This is a genomic window from Janthinobacterium sp. NFX145, assembly GCF_049810325.1.
Lineage (GTDB): Bacteria > Pseudomonadota > Gammaproteobacteria > Burkholderiales > Burkholderiaceae_D > Janthinobacterium > Janthinobacterium rivuli.
This window is the reverse complement of record NZ_CP187360.1, coordinates 2,916,658-2,931,317: the sequence shown is the minus strand read 5'-3', so window position 1 is coordinate 2,931,317 and position 14,660 is coordinate 2,916,658. Positions and strand designations below refer to the sequence as shown.

At 61.7% G+C, this 14,660-nt stretch carries 16 protein-coding genes; 9 read left to right on the top strand and 7 right to left on the bottom strand.

Annotated features, from left to right (window positions below; translation table 11 throughout):
• The first annotated feature begins 32 nt into the window (after positions 1–32).
• Entirely contained in the window at positions 33–713 is a 681-nt protein-coding gene (locus tag ACPJXG_RS13150; protein ID WP_425254515.1) for a DNA alkylation repair protein, read from the top strand.
• Here ACPJXG_RS13150 and ACPJXG_RS13145 read toward each other — a convergent pair.
• Positions 676–1,350: a TetR/AcrR family transcriptional regulator gene (locus ACPJXG_RS13145; protein ID WP_425254514.1), complete on the bottom strand. Its 675-nt coding sequence runs from the start codon at positions 1,348–1,350 to the stop codon at positions 676–678. The two genes, ACPJXG_RS13150 and ACPJXG_RS13145, sit on opposite strands and share 38 nt — an antisense overlap.
• A 107-nt stretch (positions 1,351–1,457) precedes the next feature.
• Between ACPJXG_RS13145 and ACPJXG_RS13140 the strand changes: the two genes are divergently transcribed.
• Complete coding sequence (locus tag ACPJXG_RS13140; protein WP_035819138.1) at positions 1,458–2,156, top strand: DAPG hydrolase family protein; 699 nt, start codon at positions 1,458–1,460, stop codon at positions 2,154–2,156.
• A gap of 9 nt (positions 2,157–2,165) precedes the next feature.
• On the opposite strand, the gene ACPJXG_RS13135 is transcribed toward ACPJXG_RS13140, so the two are convergent.
• Complete coding sequence (locus ACPJXG_RS13135; protein ID WP_425254513.1) at positions 2,166–3,059, bottom strand: GNAT family N-acetyltransferase; 894 nt, start codon at positions 3,057–3,059, stop codon at positions 2,166–2,168.
• A gap of 165 nt (positions 3,060–3,224) precedes the next feature.
• Between ACPJXG_RS13135 and ypfJ the strand changes: the two genes are divergently transcribed.
• Complete coding sequence (ypfJ, locus tag ACPJXG_RS13130; RefSeq protein WP_425254512.1) at positions 3,225–4,115, top strand: KPN_02809 family neutral zinc metallopeptidase; 891 nt, start codon at positions 3,225–3,227, stop codon at positions 4,113–4,115.
• A gap of 45 nt (positions 4,116–4,160) precedes the next feature.
• Here ypfJ and ACPJXG_RS13125 read toward each other — a convergent pair whose 3' ends face one another.
• The 4 genes from ACPJXG_RS13125 to ACPJXG_RS13110 form a co-directional block, all read right to left on the bottom strand.
• Complete coding sequence (locus tag ACPJXG_RS13125; protein WP_425254511.1) at positions 4,161–4,925, bottom strand: substrate-binding periplasmic protein; 765 nt, start codon at positions 4,923–4,925, stop codon at positions 4,161–4,163.
• Positions 4,925–5,791, bottom strand: coding sequence for a carboxylating nicotinate-nucleotide diphosphorylase (gene nadC / locus ACPJXG_RS13120; RefSeq protein ID WP_425254510.1), 867 nt, complete (start codon positions 5,789–5,791; stop codon positions 4,925–4,927). Before nadC ends, ACPJXG_RS13125 begins: the two co-directional genes overlap by 1 nt.
• Complete coding sequence (gene nadA / locus ACPJXG_RS13115) at positions 5,788–6,921, bottom strand: quinolinate synthase NadA (RefSeq protein WP_425254509.1); 1,134 nt, start codon at positions 6,919–6,921, stop codon at positions 5,788–5,790. The genes nadC and nadA overlap by 4 nt, the downstream gene beginning before the upstream one ends.
• A 205-nt stretch (positions 6,922–7,126) precedes the next feature.
• A complete protein-coding gene (locus tag ACPJXG_RS13110; RefSeq protein WP_034756044.1) occupies positions 7,127–8,725 on the bottom strand; it encodes an ABC-F family ATPase in 1,599 nt (532 codons plus the stop codon).
• A gap of 209 nt (positions 8,726–8,934) precedes the next feature.
• On the opposite strand from ACPJXG_RS13110, the gene ACPJXG_RS13105 reads away from it, so the two are divergent.
• From ACPJXG_RS13105 to ACPJXG_RS13095, 3 genes are read left to right on the top strand one after another with little or no spacing between them, the layout of a single operon-like run.
• Complete coding sequence (locus tag ACPJXG_RS13105; protein WP_425254508.1) at positions 8,935–9,477, top strand: DUF2939 domain-containing protein; 543 nt, start codon at positions 8,935–8,937, stop codon at positions 9,475–9,477.
• Positions 9,478–9,489: 12 nt separating this feature from the next.
• Positions 9,490–10,161, top strand: a complete 672-nt coding sequence (locus ACPJXG_RS13100; protein ID WP_425254507.1) for a hypothetical protein — start codon at positions 9,490–9,492, stop codon at positions 10,159–10,161.
• Between the two features lie 48 nt (positions 10,162–10,209).
• Positions 10,210–10,656, top strand: coding sequence for a GNAT family N-acetyltransferase (locus ACPJXG_RS13095; RefSeq protein WP_425254506.1), 447 nt, complete (start codon positions 10,210–10,212; stop codon positions 10,654–10,656).
• A 59-nt stretch (positions 10,657–10,715) separates the two neighbouring features.
• On the opposite strand, the gene ACPJXG_RS13090 is transcribed toward ACPJXG_RS13095, so the two are convergent.
• Complete coding sequence (locus ACPJXG_RS13090; protein WP_034784631.1) at positions 10,716–11,408, bottom strand: DUF3334 family protein; 693 nt, start codon at positions 11,406–11,408, stop codon at positions 10,716–10,718.
• 431 nt (positions 11,409–11,839) lie between these two features.
• Here ACPJXG_RS13090 and ACPJXG_RS13085 point away from each other — a divergent pair, with 431 nt between their 5' ends.
• From ACPJXG_RS13085 to ACPJXG_RS13075, 3 genes are all read left to right on the top strand, one after another.
• Positions 11,840–13,504: a DUF6138 family protein gene (locus ACPJXG_RS13085; protein ID WP_425254505.1), complete on the top strand. Its 1,665-nt coding sequence runs from the start codon at positions 11,840–11,842 to the stop codon at positions 13,502–13,504.
• Between the two features lie 103 nt (positions 13,505–13,607).
• Positions 13,608–14,294, top strand: a complete 687-nt coding sequence (locus tag ACPJXG_RS13080) for a hypothetical protein (protein ID WP_425254504.1) — start codon at positions 13,608–13,610, stop codon at positions 14,292–14,294.
• Positions 14,295–14,319: 25 nt separating this feature from the next.
• The gene (locus ACPJXG_RS13075) at positions 14,320–14,652 is read left to right on the top strand and encodes a hypothetical protein (protein WP_425254503.1); all 333 of its coding nucleotides are present in this window, start codon (positions 14,320–14,322) and stop codon (positions 14,650–14,652) included.
• Positions 14,653–14,660 lie beyond the last annotated feature (8 nt).

Sequence of the window (14,660 nt, the reverse complement as noted above, 5' to 3'; positions counted from 1 at the left end):
CCTTTTTTTACGCCTGAAGAAAGCGAGCTGGGATGGATCTACATGAAGCATTAAAAATCGCGCTGGAAGCGGCGGCCGAACCGGGCCGTGCGGCGCCCATGCAAGCCTATATGCGCGACCAGTTCATTTTCCTGGGCGTGGCGGCGCCGCAGCGGCGGCTGGCCGCCAGGGGCTTGCTGGCAAGCTTGAAGGGCATCGATGCCGCGACCTTGCTGGAACACGCGCAACGGCTGTGGCAGCAGCCGCAGCGCGAATACCAGCACGTGGCGCTCGACATGCTGGCCCTGCACTGGCGCCAGCTGGACGTTGAACACATCCCCGCCCTGCTTGGCCTGGCGCGCCAGCGGGCTTGGTGGGACAGCGTGGACGGCATGGCCGGCATCGTCGGCGAGGTGCTGCAGGCGGCGCACCAGCGCGGCGGCGACGGCCATGCGCACATGGATGACGCGCTGCACCACCAAGACTTCTGGCTGCGCCGCATCGCCATGCTGCACCAGCTGGGCTGGCGCGCCGACACGGATGTGGCCTGGCTATTCGACGCGGCATTGGCCCTGGCCCACGAAGACGAGTTTTTCATCCGCAAGGCCATCGGCTGGGCCTTGCGCGATTATGCGCGCCACGCGCCTGAGGCCGTGACGACGTTTGCCAACACGCACCGCCAGCAACTGTCGCCGCTCAGCTACCGCGAAGCGCTGAAGCACCAGCCACCTTGAACGCCGATCCGCCCAGCAGACGCAGCGCGGCGTCGATGCGGGGGCCGGCATCCCAGGCCGGCACGGGCGCCAGCAAACCCAGCGCCATCTGCCGCAGGGGCTCGGCAATCACCATCGCCAGCAGCAAGCCGGCCAGTTCCGAAGCATCGCCGAGCATCACGTGGCCCCGCGTGGCCTGGCGCTGCAGCCACTCGGCCAGCATGGCCGTGCCGCGCTCGATGCCGTTGCGCTGATACACGGCAAGTAAATCGGCGCGCGCGGGAAACTCCGTGCATAGCAGGCGGAACAGGCCCACGGCGTCCGCCGTCAGCACGCGCGCCGCCATCGCCTGCAAGATCTCCTTCAATAACGGCAAGACCTCAGCGGGCGCGGTCGCATCGTGCGCCATGGCCGGCAAAAAGGCGTCCGTCCAGCCGCGCACCACCAGGGCGACCAGTTCCTCGCGGTTGGCCGCGTACTGATACAGCGACTTCTTGGCCATACCCGCGTGGCGCGCCACCGCTTCCATCGTCGTGGCCGCATAGCCTTCCTGCAGCAGCAGCCAGGTGGCCGCCTGCACGGCCGCCTCGCGCGCTTCCCCGGGCGGCCGCGCCGGACGGCCCCGTCCGCGCACAGCCTTGCTCTCTTCTTCCTGCATGCCATCTCCCAGCTTGATCGATAAGCAATTTTACACTGAAACATATTTTGGAAACGTATTGCGTTTCTTTAATATATAATTGGCTCACCCCAACAAAGGAGAAGGACATGACGCAGCATATTGAATTCCCATGGAGCATCACCAACACAGGCGACTTGCTCGACCCGTTTCCCCTGCACCTGGAAACGGGCATCACGCGCCTGCCCGACGGTTGCCTGCTGGTGGCGGCGCGCACGGAACTGCACGGCTGCAGCGGGCGCATGCTGGACTGGTGGTTTACGTTTTTCGAGACGACGCAGCACATCAAATGGTGGCACCCGCACGATCACGTGGCCCATCACGGCTGGAACAGCGCGTGGAAAAAGGGAGCAAATTACTACGGCGCCTCGATCGAGGCGGTGGAATCGCTGGGCGACATTCCGCCCGTGAAAGCCAAGCTGAAGTTCCATGACCCGAAGGAAGTATTTGATCCGGCGCAACTGCAACAGGCCCAGGACAGCGGCGCCCTGTCGGCCGCCATTTGCGCGCGCATCGGCTTTGGCGAACATGTACAGCTGGACCCGCAGGGCGATCCGCTCGATGGCGAAATGCTGCACCTGACGCGCGACACGCCCACGGGCTGCGTGCTGCGCAGCCGCTTCTTGCTGGGCCGCAATAGCCTGAATCCCGTGCGCGACGTGCCCGACGTGCTGGGCCTCAATTTGCTGCGCCATTGCTACAGCGAATTTACCTATCTGTCGCGCTTCCTGCCGTCGCTGTACTACGGCGAGCACGCCAACGGGGAAAAGGCACCGCTGCCCTGGTAAAACATGGTTTTACAACTGCTTGTGCATGCGCGCCAGCGGCAGTTTGATGTCATCGGGCAAGTCCAGATGAAACTCTTCCGTCACGGCAAAGCCGCTGGCCAGGTACAGCGGCACGCCGGGCAAGGTGGCGGCCAGTTCCAGGGCGGTAAAACCGGCGGCCAGGGCCTGCCGTTCACAATGGCGCATCAGCATGCTGCCCATTCCCTGGCGCGCGGCCGCAGGCTCCACAAAGAAGGCGCGGATGCGGCCCGGCTGGCTGGCCGGATCGAGCAGCGGGTCCGGCCCGCTCTTGGCGCGGTCGGCCCCATACAGGGTGGCGCGCTGGCTCCAGCCGCCGCAGGCCAGCATGGCGCCATCGCGTTCGATGACGAAATACGTCCGGTCGGCAACGAGCTGCGTATCGACGCCGAACACGTGGCGCGTGACGGACTCGGCCTGCTCCTGCGTATAAAATCCCGCGCTCAGTTCCACGCCGGAACGGGCGATCAGCGCATTCATGGCGGGTACATCGGCCGGCAGCGCCACGCGCAAGCGCGTCAAAGCGCCAAAGCTGAACCAGGCACGGCGGATGCGGCCCTGCTCCACTTCATACGTCGCCACCAGTTCCTGGGCCGACACGCCATCGTCCGTGTCGCCATGGACGATTTCATGGTCGATCACCAGCTTGCCGCAGGCTATGCGGTTGAGCAACTGCGCCCGCGGCCGGCTGGCGGCGAAACGTGCCGTGAAACGGGGGCCAATCTGCGCGCTGCCTTGCGCCAGCAAGGTATCGGGATGCTGGAATTGCTGTGCGTCATCGGCGTAGATGGCCAGCAAGGCCGGCACGTCGTGGGCGTTGTAGGCGTCCAGTTGGGCCTGGACCACCGCCGTTGGCGAAATAAGTGTATCGTTGGCAAGCGCCATGCGTGCACCTGTTGTGATGTGGTTGGAAAGTTGCAAAGCGTAACACTGTCGCTCCTGTCGCGGCGCAGTTTGCTGCGATAATTGTAAGATTCGTTATAAGATTCACCGCAAGAGACATCTTGCGGCGTCACCAATCAATCGCAAATCGCAGCAGGAGTAAATATCATGAAATGGGAAGGCAATCGCGAAAGCGACAATGTGGAAGATCGCCGTGGCGAAGACGGTGGGAGCGGCGGTGGCGGCGGCTTTGGTTTTGGCGGGCGCTCGATCGGCATCGGCACCATCGTCATCGCCCTCGTCGGCTCGTATGTGCTGGGCGTCAATCCCTTGACCTTGCTGAACCTGCTCAGCGGCGGTGGCGGCCAGATCAGCACCCAGCAAAGCCAGGCGCCGGCGCGTCAGCCGCCCGAATCGGACGACATGGCCCGCTTCGTGAAAACCGTGCTGGCCGATACGGAAGACACGTGGGGCGCCCTGTTCAAGGCCGAAGGCGGCAACTATGTGAAACCCAAGCTGGTGTTGTTCTCGGGCAGCATTCCGACCGCCTGCGGCACGGGCCAGAGCGCCAGCGGGCCGTTCTACTGCCCCGGCGACCAGAAAGTCTATCTGGACCTCGATTTTTTCAATCTGATGCAGCAGCGCTTCAAGGTGTCGGGCGAGTTTGCCGAAGCCTACGTGATCGCGCATGAAGTGGGCCACCACGTGCAGAACCTGATGGGTTTGTCCGAGAAGGTCGACAATGCGCGCCGCACGCAGTCGGAGCGCCAGGCCAACGCCATGTCCGTGCGCCTGGAATTGCAGGCCGACTGCTTTGCCGGCGTGTGGGCCTTCCACGCGAACCAGGATCGCAAGATCCTGGAACAGGGCGACGTGGAAGCGGCCCTGAAAGCGGCCACGGCCATCGGCGACGATGCGCTGCAGCGCCAGGCGCAAGGCCACGTCGTGCCGGATTCGTTTACGCACGGCACTTCGGAACAGCGCGTGCGCTGGTTTACCAAGGGCATCGAAAGCGGCCAGATTGCCCAGTGCAATACGTTCGAGGCGCGCCAGTTGTAAATGAATCCACGCATGCCGCCCCGCGCGGGCCGGCATGCACCGCCATCAAGGCACGCCGACGTCGTAGCGCTTGCCCAGTCGTTTCAGCTCGCCCGTCTCGATCAGGCTGTTCATTTCCTGGTCGAACTGCAGGCGCAGCTTGTCGAAAGTGGGCGCACGGGGGAAGGCGAAATAGCCGTTTTGTATCTCGATGACTTTGGGCAGGGGTTTCACCTGGCGGCCGTAGCCCAGACGGGCGATGACGGGATCGGTGTTGCGGCGGTTGCTGACGAACACGTCGACGTGGTTGTGCACCAGCATCTTCAAGCCATTTTCCACGTTGTTGGCCACGCTGACCTGCAAGCCGGGCCGCACGCGCTCCCAGTCCGCGCCATAGGCCCAGCCATTGAGCAGCACCACCCGGCGGTTCTTCAGCACCGCGTAGTCGCCATCCCAGCCGAAGCTGGCGTCCTGGCGCGTATAAAACACCATCTGGTCCTGGTAAAACGGCTTGTCGGAAAACGCCATGCTGGCGATGCGCTCGGGCGTCTTGTAGGGGCCGATCAGGATATCGGCCTGGCCCTGCACCAGCATGGCTTGCGCGCGCGCCCACGGCACCATGCGAAAACGCACGGTGTGCCCCGTGCGCGCCGCCATCAGGCGCAGCAGTTCCGCGCCCAGTCCGCCATATTCACCGCTGTTTTGATACTCGAACACGCGCTCGAACTGCGCGCCCACGGCCAGCAGTTCCCGGGCTGGCGCCTGCGATGGCACAAGCAGCACGGGCCACAGCAGCGCCAGGGCCAGCAGACGCCGCCCTGCTTTTTTCATCAGCCGACGATGCGCAAGGAGTAATCGGTAGCCCGCACATCCTTGGTCAGGCTGCCGATCGAGATGCGATCCACGCCCGTTTCGGCGATGGCGCGCACGGTGTCGACGTTGATGCCGCCGGACGCTTCCAGCAAGGCGCGGCCGTTGGTGATGGCCACGGCCTCGCGCATCATATCGTTGCTGAAGTTATCGAGCAGGACGGAGACGGCGCCCGCATCGAGCGCTTCCTGCAATTGCGCCAGAGTTTCCACCTCGATCTGCACAGGCACGCCCGCGTCGAGGTTGCGCGCGTTTTCCAGGGCCTGGCTGACGCCGCCCGCGGCCGCGATATGGTTTTCCTTGATCAGGATGCCGTCGTACAGGGCCAGACGCTGGTTCTTGCCGCCGCCGACGCGCACCGCATACTTTTGCGCCAGGCGCAGGCCTGGCAAGGTCTTGCGCGTATCTAAAATGGACGCCTTGGTGCCGGCGATCACATCGACATACTGGCGCGTGGCCGTGGCGACCGCCGACAGCAATTGCAGGAAATTGAGGGCGCTGCGCTCGGCCGTGAGCAAGGCGCGCGCCGGCGCTTGAATGGTGCAGACGACGCTGTCGGCCGTCATCAGGTCGCCTTCGGCGTAATGCCAAACGATGTCGATGCTGCGGTCCAGGCTTTTCATGATGCCTTCGAACCACGGCGCGCCGCACAGCACGGCCGCTTCGCGCACGATGACACGGGCCGTGACGATATGGTCGGGCGGCACCAGCTCGCCCGTCAGGTCGCACTGACCTACGTCTTCCAGCAAGGCGGCCAGCAAATTGCCTTCGAACGCGCGCGCCAGGGCCGCATCGAAAGGAGCGAAAGAATTAACGAGGGTACTCATGCTGGACCGATTCCTTGGAACAATGTGGTTTCTTTTGCCAGGTCAGCACCCGGCTTGAGGCCTGCCTTCTTGGCGGCGGCGAAATCGAGCATACGGTTGATCGAGCGCACGGCCAACTGGCCGACGGCGGGATCGACGTGGATTTCGTTGTGCATGTTTTCCAGCGTTTGCGCCAGGTTCAGCAAGCCGTTCATGGCCATCCACGGGCAGTGCGCACAGCTCTTGCAGGTGGCGCTGTTGCCGGCCGTGGGCGCTTCGATGAAACGTTTGCCAGGCGCGGCCGCGCGCATTTTGTGCAGGATGCCATTGTCGGTGGCGACAATGAAGGTGTCCGTGTCCATGGTTTGCGCTGCCGCAATCATTTGCGACGTGGAACCGACCATATCGGCCAGCGCCACCACATTCGCGGGCGACTCCGGATGCACGAGCACCTTGGCTTGCGGATACTCTTCCTTGAGCAAATCGAGTTCGATGCCCTTGAATTCGTCATGCACGAGGCAACTACCCTGCCACAGCAGCATGTCGGCGCCCGTTTCCTTCTGAATATATCCGCCCAGATGCTTGTCCGGCGCCCACAGGATTTTCTTGCCCTGCGCATGCAGGTGGGCCACGATATCGAGGCCGATGGACGAGGTCACCATCCAGTCCGCGCGCGCCTTGACGGCCGCGCTGGTGTTGGCGTAGACGACAACCGTGCGGTCCGGATGGGCGTCGCAGAAGGCCGTGAATTCATCGGCCGGGCAACCGAGGTCGAGCGAACAGGTCGCGTCGAGATCGGGCATCAGCACGGTTTTCTCGGGACTGAGGATTTTTGCCGTTTCGCCCATGAAACGCACGCCGGCCACGACGAGGGTCTTGGCCGGATGGTCGCGCCCGAAGCGGGCCATTTCCAGGGAATCGGAGACGCAGCCGCCCGTGGCTTCTGCCAGGTCTTGCAGATCAGCATCAACGTAGTAGTGGGCAACGAGCACGGCTTCGCGCTCGATCAGCAGGCGCTTGATGCGCGTGATCAGTTCGGCTTTTTCAGCCGGGGAAGGCGTCGCTGGCGTGCGTGCCCAGGCGTGGGCAGTGCAGCTGGCTCCGTCTTGCGGATGTTCATACTCGACGGATTTGATGGCTAAAGTTTGCATGGCTGTGTCAAACAAAAACGGGATAGACCGGCACGATTGCAATAAAGCAGGTGCGCCGGAACGAAAGGACCGCGGCGCGTCGGTGTGGTGCTGGGTGGCTTCGCTGGCCGAAATTGTCGGATTACGCGACCAATCCGGGCAACTCACCCTGACGTAGGTCGGATTAGCGCACAGCGCGTAATCCGACGCAACGTTACCCTACAAATTAATCAATACCCTGGCTCTTCAAATAGTCTTCGTAGTTGCCACGGTAATCGACCACTTCATCTTCCTTGATCTCGATGATGCGGTTCGCCAGCGAGGACACGAATTCGCGGTCATGCGACACGAAGATCAGGGTGCCCGCGTATTTTTCCAGCGCGATGTTCAGGGACTCGATCGATTCCATGTCCATGTGGTTGGTCGGTTCATCGAGCATCAGCACGTTGTGGCGGCCCAGCATCAGCTTGCCGTACATCATGCGGCCTTTTTCACCACCGGACAGTACCTTGACGGCCTTCTTGACATCGTCGCCGCCGAACAGCAAGCGGCCCAGGATGGAACGCACGGCCTGGTCGTCGTCGCCCTCTTTCGTCCACTGGCCGATCCAGTCGGTCAGATTCGTGTCCTTGGCGAAATCTTCCGTCGGATCTTGCGGCATGTAGCCCACGTTGGCGTTTTCCGCCCACTTCACGCGGCCCTGGTCAGGCTGCAAGCCGGCAATGTCGCCCGCGATGCAGCGCAGCATGGTGGTCTTGCCGGCGCCGTTGGCGCCGATGATGGCGATGCGCTCACCCGCTTCGACCATGATGCTGAAATTCTTGAACAGCTGGCGGTCAAAGCCTTTCGAGATGTTCTCGACTTCCACGGCCAGGCGGTGCAATTTCTTCTCGCCGTCGAAACGCACGAAGGGATAGGCGCGCGACGATGGCTTGATGTCGTCGACCTTGATCTTTTCGATCTGCTTGGCGCGCGACGTGGCCTGGCGGGCCTTCGACTTGTTCGCGGCGAAGCGGCGCACGAATTCCTGCAGCTCGGCAACCTTGTCTTTCGCTTTCGCGTTGTTGGCCAGCTGCTGGTTGCGCGCCTGGGTCGAGGCGAACATGTATTCGTCGTAGTTGCCTGGGTAAATCTTCAGGGTACCGTAATCCATGTCGGCCACGTGGGTGCAGACCTGGTTCAGGAAGTGGCGATCATGGGAAATGATGATCATGGTGGAGTTGCGCTCGTTGAGCACGTCTTCCAGCCAGCGAATCGTGTTGATATCGAGGTTATTCGTCGGCTCGTCGAGCAGCAGGATGTCCGGGTTCGAGAACAGCGCCTGCGCCAGCAGCACGCGCAGCTTCCAGCCTGGCGAGACATTGCTCATCGGGCCTTGATGCAGGTCGATGGCGACACCGGCGCCCAGCAGCAGTTCGCCGGCGCGCGATTCGGCCGTGTAGCCGTCGTATTCGGAGACTTTGCCTTCCAGCTCGGCGGCCTGCATGTAGTCGTCGTCCGTCGCTTCCGGGTTCGCGTAGATCGCGTCGCGTTGCTGGATGGCGGCCCACATTTCCGTGTGGCCCATCATGACGACGTCGAGGACGCGCATGTCTTCAAAGGCAAACTGGTCCTGGCGCAGCTTGCCCAGGCGCTCGTTGGTATCGAGCATGACATTGCCGCCCGACGGATCCAGATCGCCGCCCAGGATCTTCATGAACGTCGACTTGCCGCAGCCGTTCGCGCCGATCAAACCATAGCGGTTGCCGTCGCCGAACTTGACGGAGATATTCTCAAACAATGGCTTGGCGCCAAACTGCATCGTAATATTTGCTGTAGATAGCATGTGATATTGGGTCTTTATTCAGTTAAAACAGCTAGTTAGGTACTTTGCACCCATTATACAGCACCCACCCTCTTCCCTCTATAGGGGGCCAGCCAGGACGTTGGAAATCAATGTAAAGAATAATGGCAAGAAAATACGATTGCCGTATTCCCATTTAGCAGATACGCTGCGCGGCATCCGTTTTCTCCCCTCCACCTTACAGGCCTCACTTGAAAAAAATCACCATCGCCGCCGCTCTGGCCGCCGTTGCCGTCGCCGCCACCGTCTACGCTTCTCCCTACTACGCCTTGCACCAAATCAAGACCGCGCTGGCCGAGCGCAACGCCGAAGCCCTGGCCGCACACGTGGACTTCCCCGCCTTGCGCGCCAGCGTCAAGACGCAGCTGGAGGCCAGCATGGCGCGCAGCATCGAAGCGACCGCCGGCAGCGGCAACCCGCTGGCCGCCCTGGGCCAGTCGATCGCCAGTGCCATGCTGGGCAAGATGGTCGATACCATGGTCTCGCCGGCAGGCGTCGTCGCGCTGGTCAACAAGAGCGCCGTCAGTCCGCAAGCAAGCGACACGGCGGACGCGCCCGCCGATGGCGCGCAGAAAAAGGCCGAGTATTCGGCAGGCTATGCCGGCGTGAACACCTTTGTCGTGCGTGCGAAAGACGGCAATGCGCAGGACGGCGCACTGGTCCTGCTGCGCCATGGCGTGTGGGGCTGGAAACTCAGTTCAATCGAGATTGCGTCGGCGATGGCCGCACGTTAACCGGGAAATTTCATGCTGAAACACCCAGCTTTATCGCTGGCCATGGCCCTTGCCAGCGCCACATCACTCGCCCACGCACTCGATGGCACAGCCGGGAGCAGCCACTCTGTTGCCGCGCGCATGCAGGCGGAAACATCCACGGCCGCCGATCCTGACGCCCCTGCCCCGCTGCCCGTGCCCAGCGACATTTCGCTGGCCGAACTGGAGCGCCGTCTGGCATTGGGTCAGGCGCGGGCCGCTGAAAAACACTATACCAGCGCGCTCGATCCGGTCGCTTTGACCGGCCTGGCGCAACAGATGGGCTGTATGGATATCGTCGGCGTGCAGCCGTTCGGTTTCCCGCTGGAACAAGCGCAGCCCACCGTCCTGAGCGGAGGGCACCTGCTGGCCCGCTGCCCGGACCGGGCCTATGTGACGATCACGGCCATGTCGATGGCGGGCAAAACTGGCAAGCGCGCCCGCATGTCGGCGCAATCGTTCAAGCAGACTGTGGATGGCAGGCCCGCGCGGCGCCTGTATTACAAGGCGCCCAACGGACGCCAGAAGGAATCGCTGACCATCATCGATGGCAGCCATGCGTATGCGCTTGAGTACTGGTCGCTCGATGACAGCCAGCAAAGCGGCATGGTGGGCATGCGCCGCATGGAAACATTGACGTTGCCGCAACAAGCCGGGCAAAATTAGTCAATATACTGTATATTTATACAGTTATCGACTATTCTCCTGTCCGCCATGCCTGCATACCCGCACAACGCCTTGCCCTACACCATCTGCGTCAGCGCCACGATCGACGCGGAGGTCGAGCAAACCATCCTCGAGGGCTTGAACGCCTACAACGATGCCATCACCGGCTATAGCGACAGGCAGGTATTGAGCGTGGTCGTGCGCGACCGCGACAGCCAGCGGGTGCTGGGCGGCGCCATGGGCCGGACCTCGCTGGGCCTGCTGTTTCTCGATCTGTTTTATTTGCCCGCCGCCTTGCGTGGGCTGGGCCTGGGCAGCCAGATACTGGCGCAATTCGAAGAGGAAGGACGCCGGCGCGGCTGCGCTTCGGCGGTGCTGTACACCATCAGTTTCCAGGCGCCCGAATTTTACGAGCGGCGCGGCTGGCGCCGCTTCGGCGACATCGCCTGCAGCCCTGAAGGCACGAGCCGGGTATTCATGAGCAAGGCCTTGTAGGCTGCATGCGACAATGGCTGACGGTAAATTTGTCGCCAGCCATTGTCAGCGACATCGGCTTACATGCCCAGCGACTTGAGCAAATCGGCGTTGTCGTCGTCTTCCGGTTCCGCCGCAGGCGCGGGAGCGGCGTCCCGTTCGCGGTTCGCGAATTCGCCATCCATCAGCGAGTCGGCGTCGACTTCGCGCGAATCGAAATCGTGCAGCTTGATGAACTCGGTACGGTCGATCGCCAGTTCCAGATAGAAAATATTGTTCTTTTCCGTATAGAAAGTGACGCGGCGCATTTCCGGGCGGTCCAGCGGCGTGTCGACGCTAAGCATCACCTGCTTGTTCAGCACCAGCATCTTCGGCTGGCTCTGGGTGATGTTCGTTTGCAGTTCGCGCCGCACCTTGCCCGTGAAGTCGCCCACGATCTGGTTCATCAGCTCGCCCATGATGTTCGACACTTCGTCCGACGTGTAGAAGCTGGCCAGTTCCGACTTCGGCATGCCCATGTGCAACATGTAGCGCTCGTAGATTTCCATTGCCGTATCGGCGGCAAAATTGAGCACCACCAGGCCTGTGAAACCGCCATCGAACATGACGAAACAGCCGATGTCCGGCTTCAGGCCGGTCTTCGTAATGCGCTGCACCATGCCCGAATAATTGACTTTACTTTGCGTTGCAACGTTGAGCACCCGAACCACCGAGTTGCACAAACTCATCAACAAATCTTCTGTACCGTACACAACATCCTTTTCTGCATCCATGAGCAACCTCTCCTACTATTTTTAAGATGACAGCACTGTTCCCTGCCCGCCGCGAGCCGAAACTGACCGTTTCGCTCAGCAGACGGACGACTTCACCTTTGCATGCCTGACCTTGCGTGGCGGGGCGCGCCGCGTTGCCGCCGGTACGAACCGCCCTCTTACCTTTTTCTGTATAGAAATAACTGTATAGAAATAAGTATCATGCGCAGAATACCCAGATGTAACATTTCCGTCCAGCCATACCTGCATTTACTTGACGATCTGTGCGGAAATACCAATACATTGCAAGGCAACATTATGCGGAAGATAAGCATGCAGAAAGAATCAGCCTGGCACGCTTGAAACCATGGCGAAAAGGCAGCATCACGTATACTGCCCCCGCGGGACGCAACGGCGCCGCCAGGACAACAACCAGCGAAAGGCATGAGAGGATGAGTACACTGCAAGAACAGGCAACGGCGGAAATGATGGCGGCCGTGGAGGCGTGGTTTGCCGAGCGCCTGAAGCGCACCGATCTGGAAAGCGCCGTGAATCGGACCACCCTGCAGATGGGCATCTTTAATGATTTCTTGCTCGACTACAAACCAGGACGCACCACCGCCGACGAGATCGACCTGGGCTTCGACGACGACGTGCGTCCCCGCACGCCGGCGCGCCTCGATGAAGCCGTCGTGCGCGACAGCATCGCCCCCCAGCTGCTTGCCATGGTGCAAGCGAAGCTGGAGACACTGGCCGACACACCGATGATCGACTACCGCTTCAGCTTTCGCGGCAAATTCCAGACGGCGCAGGGCAAGCTGCACCTGACCTTGCTGGAATACGTCAACGAAGGCAAGCGCCAAACCCTGCTCGAACGCATACATACTTACGTCACGCAAAAACTCGAGCACGGCAAGCGGCCGACGAAAAAACTGGAAACCTTCTTCCTCGCGCGCCACCTGCTCGATCCCCTGCTGTTTCCGCAGCCCGATATCGCCTGGACGATCGCCCTATTCGAGCGCATCGAGCAACTGAACAAGTCGCGCCCGCAAGCGCTGGCCGAACACCGCAGCGACATCATCCAGGCCGTGACGGTCTGGGCGGAAAAGCAGTTCCTGCCGCAGTTCTATGACGTGCAGAAATCGAGCTACCGCAGCGCGGAATACAGCTTGAAAGCGGGCGCGGCGCCAGACGCTCAGACGCTGGCGCCGATCGACCTGCTGCTGTATGGCGCCGTGATGATCTTGCGCCACGAACCGAGCTACGCCAAGTCGACGGGCCTGAAATTCCTGGAAATCGCCCGCGAACTGGGCAGCGAACGGGCCGTGCGCATGCTCAAGGAAGGTAGCGGCACTTTCGCGCCCGACGCCATCCACCTGAAAAATGCCCAGCTGGAATGCCGCGCCAACGATGTGTTTGCCACGATCAACATCAGCATCGTCCAGGAAGAGGAAGACGCGTATGCGCAGGCGCTGGCGTTCGTCACGCATTTGCTGAACAACGGCTTTCCGAAAAGCTACCAGATCAAGCTCAAATCGAAGGTCAAGGCATATCTGCCGCTCAAGGGACTGGCGAAATCCGACACGCACCGCTTCTTTGCCAACGCCCTCGCCTGGCCCACCCTGCAGCCGCAGCTGGAAGCGTATGCGCGCGCCGCCATCGAGCAATTCGAATTTTATGCCGACACGGAAGGCGAAAAGAACTGCATGCCAGGCAGTTACGCCACGTTTGGGCTGGGCTTGCTCGACGCTCGCTATTTTCCGCTGGTGCAGCACTACATGGCGAACGTCGACGAGGAACACCAGTGTGTGCAAGACCAGTTCACGGCGGCCTTTGCTGAAAAGCATGGCGTCACGCCAGACTCCGTCCCCGTGCTGGCGGCCTGCCTGCGCGCATGCACGGACAACGCCAAAGTGAAAATCCAGGCGGAACTGGAAGAGGTGGAAAAATTGGAACTGTTCTGCCAGCAACTGCAAGGGCTGGAAGGCTATCAGGTGGAACACATGCTGTATCCGGTCTGGGGCAAGCTGGAAAAACTGGCGACGCTGGCGCGCAAGGCGCAAGGCCGGCGCAAGGAGCTGCTGCTGGCTTTGCTTGAAGCAGCCAGCAAGGGGTAGGCCTAATGTGTGCAACGTTATGACTTTCACCATTTATAATGCGGGCGCCAAAATTTCTTTAAAGCATCTTTTGGCGCCTGACATTGAATCGTGGAGAAAATACATGCAAAACACACACACAACCTCGCGCGCCGCCCTGCTGGCGGCAAGCATGGCCGCCGCCGTGGCGCTGGCCCAGCCCGCCATTGCCGCCGACACTGCGGAGCTGGCTCCGCTGGACGTAGCCAATCTGTACATCAAGACCATCATCAACCAGGATGAAGCCAGCGTTGCCAAACTCAACGCCTACCTGCGCCCGACCCGCCTGGCGGGCCATCAAAGCGCCGAATACGCGTCGTACAGCGGCTTGAAGGAAGCGGATGCCAAATTCCCAACGCAAACGGGCAAGCTGATCGCCGACCTGTTCCCGGCAGCCATGCGCGCGGCCCTGACGCCGGCCGCCGAACAGCTGGCCGCGAACGTTATCGCCGCCAAGAATGGCGCCGCCTGCCAGGCCACCAAGGCGGACCCGGTCACGGTGGAAAACGGCATGCAGACGGTCGCCGTCAGCTTCGAATGCCAGGTCGTCAAGGCGCCTGTCGCCTGGGCGCCTGCGGCCCAGCAACTGGCGAAGAGCGGCTGCAAGGTCGAGCAATGCAAGGCCGGCCTGGAAAAGATCGCCGCAACCTACACGAGCTCGCCGAAGCAGACGTGGCGCGCCGTGTTTGGCGTCAGCCGCGAAAAGAACTCGGAAGCGTGGCGCAACGATTTCGCGCGCGAAACCTTCGATGAAATCTGGGAATACTTGTAATCCTACACGGAGCTTTAAACTGCCAATGGACAAGCCCAAACTGACCCCAGTCGCCCAGCCTGCAGGCCTGGCCTTGCTGCAGCTGCTCGCCCCCGAGCATGTGGAGGTCACGCTGGGCGCGCAAGTGCTGGCGCAGGACTTGGCTGCCCTGCACGGCAAGCAATTGCTGGCGCTGCTGCGCCGGCTGCGTGCCGCCCAATCCAACCAGCAGCACTATGCGGGCGCCAGCGTCGAGCAGGCTGAACAGCTATTCGGCGCCGCCATCGCCGCCGTCAAGGCGGAACTGGCCAAGCGCCCGCATATCCCCAACAAGCAGGAAGCGAAGGCCTTGCGCCAGGCGGCGGCAAAAAAGCGCTGATCGAGGCG